Annotated in this window: 3 protein-coding genes and 1 pseudogene; all 4 read right to left on the reverse strand. The window is 47.6% G+C overall.

The genetic code is table 11. From position 1 onward, the window contains the following. A partial coding sequence (locus tag LDK53_RS21480; protein ID WP_263643519.1) for a contractile injection system protein, VgrG/Pvc8 family occupies positions 1 to 384 on the reverse strand: 384 nt, incomplete at its 3' end. A gap of 176 nt (positions 385 to 560) precedes the next feature. Then, positions 561 to 1,658, reverse strand: coding sequence for a T6SS immunity protein Tli4 family protein (locus LDK53_RS21485; RefSeq protein WP_225288025.1), 1,098 nt, complete (start codon positions 1,656 to 1,658; stop codon positions 561 to 563). An 11-nt stretch (positions 1,659 to 1,669) separates the two neighbouring features. After that, positions 1,670 to 3,196 (reverse strand): esterase/lipase family protein, encoded by a 1,527-nt coding sequence (locus LDK53_RS21490; protein ID WP_225288026.1) that lies wholly within the window; start codon positions 3,194 to 3,196, stop codon positions 1,670 to 1,672. A 2-nt stretch (positions 3,197 to 3,198) separates the two neighbouring features. Then, a pseudogene (locus tag LDK53_RS21495) lies at positions 3,199 to 3,466 on the reverse strand (type VI secretion system tip protein VgrG); the annotation flags it as partial.

Genomic DNA, 3,466 nt, shown 5'->3' on the forward strand with positions numbered 1-3,466 from the left:
CATGTCCTGGTAAATGGCGTTCTGGTGCGAACGGTCGAGCAGCGCCAGACGGGGCCTGAGCGTCAGGGCGTAATGCGTTTCATCTTTTGACGTGCCCAGGCGCTCAAAACCGGTCACCACTCCCTGAATCACCCGCACCGGCTGCTGCGTTTTAATGCCGTAACCCTGGTCAACCGGGGCCTGCAGCGTCAGCGAACCGGGCTTCATCAGCATCGCCTCTCTGGCGATAGCGTGGTCAAAACTAGTGAATTCAATACGATAGCGGAACGGCGTGCTGAGGGCCTCATCACCTTCTAAAGACAGCACATCGAGCGCGGACTCACAGCCCTTAACCGAAAGCAGGTGGTGGCTATGGCTGAATCTTAACGGGGGATTATTACTCATGCGTCCACTCCCTGTTTCACATCAAATTCCAGCCCGCTGATCTTTTCTCTCTCCAGCCGGCATAAGAAATTTCAGTTTTAATTTATAGGATTCTGTTGATTAGCAGCAGGTGGTTATCTCAAAATTAAAACCAGTATTAAAAATATGTTCAGACCTATCTTTTATTTAAGATGCATCTACTCCCTGGTGTTTACCGGAGCTGATCCAGTTCGATACCTGAATGTTCTGGTAATTCTGTCCCAGATATCAACCAGTTGTGAATCTGTATAGGTTTTCGTTTCCAAACCAGAGTTATGTAACTCAACAGAGAATACGGGTTGTTTCAAATCACCCGTTTTTTCATTACCGTAAAACTGAAACGTATAGAAATTAACGTTTTTCTCTTTCGGTTGATAGATGTCCTGCTTACCTTTCATCAGCCACTCTTCTGCATTTATCTCCGGTAGTTTGACTGCCCCTTTCTTCAGAGTATGTGCACCAACTCTGATGAGGGCAGCATTTATTTCATTACCTCGCTCCAGTAATGTGTTGTCTTTAGCCAGAGTATTATAACTGTTAACGATAATCTCAAAATCAACTGGCTTATATATAAAAGTAATATCATCTTTCGATATGATATTTGTATCACTAATAAAACCTTCCGGAATACAGATACCAGGCAGAGTTGGCACTTCTTCATCATTTCTTCCCTTTAGTCGGGATAGCAGGCTTTGCATCTCCGCCAGCTTCTGATGTTTATTGTTCAGTGCATTTTCAGCAGTTCCACTGTTCAAATAATCTTCTTTGTCTTTTTTATATTTAGGATCGGATAAATCCCGGATCTGAGTTGTTACTGTAAATGCCACTCCATTATTGTAAAGGTGGCCTTCGAGTTCTCGCCCGAATCCAGGGACACTCCCGTTTATATTGTGATCAAAAATGACTGTATTATCGTTTATCCGGTATACCTCTTTCAGATATGGAAGGTCCAGGGGATCAACTGCAGGACTATTTTTTAACTCCTGTTCACGTAACCGGATACGTTGTGCAAACGCCGGAGGATACAGCCGCTTGCTGGTAATTCTCATTTCATTAATTTTCACCTGACCCATCGCAACGTTATTGAATGAAGCGGGCACATCAAAAAGATAGCGGCCAATGCACTGAGGTCTGGTCTGTTCAAATAGTTTATCTGTCATTTGTTTTTCCTTTGCCGTTAAAAGGGCTACCGGCCACGAACGGGTGAGCAACCAGAAAACTGTAGAGAGAATAAGGACGACAACAAATAATCCCATCCATAAATGCCTTACCCGCATGAGGCGACCTCCCCGGCCATTTTTATAATTGAGCGTAACGTGAACTTCATCGCAACGGAAAGACCGTTTTCCGTACTCGTATCCCCCACGGCATAGGCACCTTCATGATCGACGTCGGTGGCAAGCAGCGAGCGGATCCCGGGAAAATTAATCCTGCCGGCGCGTACTGGTACGGTTCCGTCCCCGGCGCTGCCGGAGGAGGTCAATTCAAACGTGTTCCCTGCTGCATGGCGATAAACGGGAAGCTCCAGCGGTACGCCCATAACCGGCCTCGGTGCCGGGATCTGCTGCCAGATCAGATGATCGTCTGAAGGATATTTTTCACTGGCACCATAAAATGCATAGGTATTGGGATGATATTTCACGTTTAAATTTTCTATAAACTTTATGACATCATATTTGATTATGTCCTTATATCTCTCCCATTCCACAACCCTGTCATCCAGCAGCAATTCTTTCTCACACAGCCGCCACCAGTCACTTTCATTCAGATAAATTTCCGTGTAAGGATCAGACTCCGGCTTATTCATATTTACCGTGCCGTTAATTTTCAGCCAACCCGGCCCGTAGGCTTTACCCGGCAGCAGTTGCAGAGGACCGGGTGACTGGGCCAGTACCGGCATCAGGCTGGCTGCGTCAGCGCCAATTACCGCTCCGAGGATACCCCGCTCTCCGGTCTTCATTCGCCGATACGCCGCCGGCGATCCCAGATCAGGCATAACGCCGTGTACGATGCCCAGAATATTGTCTCTGCCGTTCATTTGTTCTGAATAATGTCGGGCCACCAGGCCACCCATGGAGTGGGTGACCAGAATGACTTTATTGGTGGCAAGCCTGCCGTGATAAGTGCCTAAAGTCTCACTGATATATCGCTCGAGAGACGCGGCCGAATCAGCGTTTGACTGCAGCCAGTTATAGCCAAAAACATGCACGGGAAAAAGGTAATCATAACTCCGCCTGACCTCAGGCTCGGTCAGCGCATCTTCGCCTTTCTCTGCACCTAAATTTTCACCAATCAGTAACTGGCGCGGCGTTCGCCTGCGGGTGCCATTGATCAGGTTATCAATCAGAATATGACCGTCATTCAGTATACACTGAAGCACATGGAGAGGTTCACCGTAGCTTTTGTAAAGCGCACTGCCCCAGCCACGGGCCACTCTGGAGGGAAACCCTCTGCCGTCAAGATCGTCGTAAACTACCTTTCCCGTTAAATCGACTTCGGTGGTAAGAGGATCCAGCAAGGCTTTTCTTTGTTCTTTAGACTTAGACAGCCATACCAGCGCATCTGAGCCCTGAAACATGTCTGCGTGCCAGACTTTTTTATCAGAATCTATCTTTTTAAGATTCGTTCCCATGACTCCCGGCAGAAAAATAACCGGGATCACCTTTTCCGCCACCCTAGGACAGGCAACCACCAGATTGTCTTCCGCTCTGCCATTAGGCAGACTGTAGTATGCTCGCCCATTTTCATCATATTCTGGTCGGCTCACGATCTCGTTTTCTGCTGCTTGAGTCATGGTTATTTTTCTCCCTCGAACCGCAGTTTGTCTATCACCACACTAACCTGCTTCATTAAATCGCCTTTTCCATCTTCAGAGGTTGAGACGGTTTGACTGACTGCATCCTCACCATGAATGGCCATTTTCTGCGCTGCCAGAGCTGACCCATCGTAGGCATCAATCGCCTTAGGTGTATAAGAAAAATTCGCGTTTTCCCAGCTCTGCATTGCCTGGCTTATGCTCTGTCCACCAAACTTCTGCCACACCGCCCCCCGCTCGATGATTTTG

The organism is Enterobacter sp. K16B, assembly GCF_020216105.1.
In the GTDB taxonomy this organism is placed as follows: Bacteria; Pseudomonadota; Gammaproteobacteria; order Enterobacterales; family Enterobacteriaceae; genus Enterobacter; species Enterobacter sichuanensis.

What these genes read in the sequence shown, in the direction of transcription:
- LDK53_RS21485 (WP_225288025.1), bottom strand. Translation starts at nt 1,658, where the DNA reads ATGGGATTATTTGTTGTCGTCCTTATTCTCTCTACAGTTTTCTGGTTG.
- LDK53_RS21490 (WP_225288026.1), bottom strand. Translation starts at nt 3,196, where the DNA reads ATGACTCAAGCAGCAGAAAACGAGATCGTGAGCCGACCAGAATATGAT.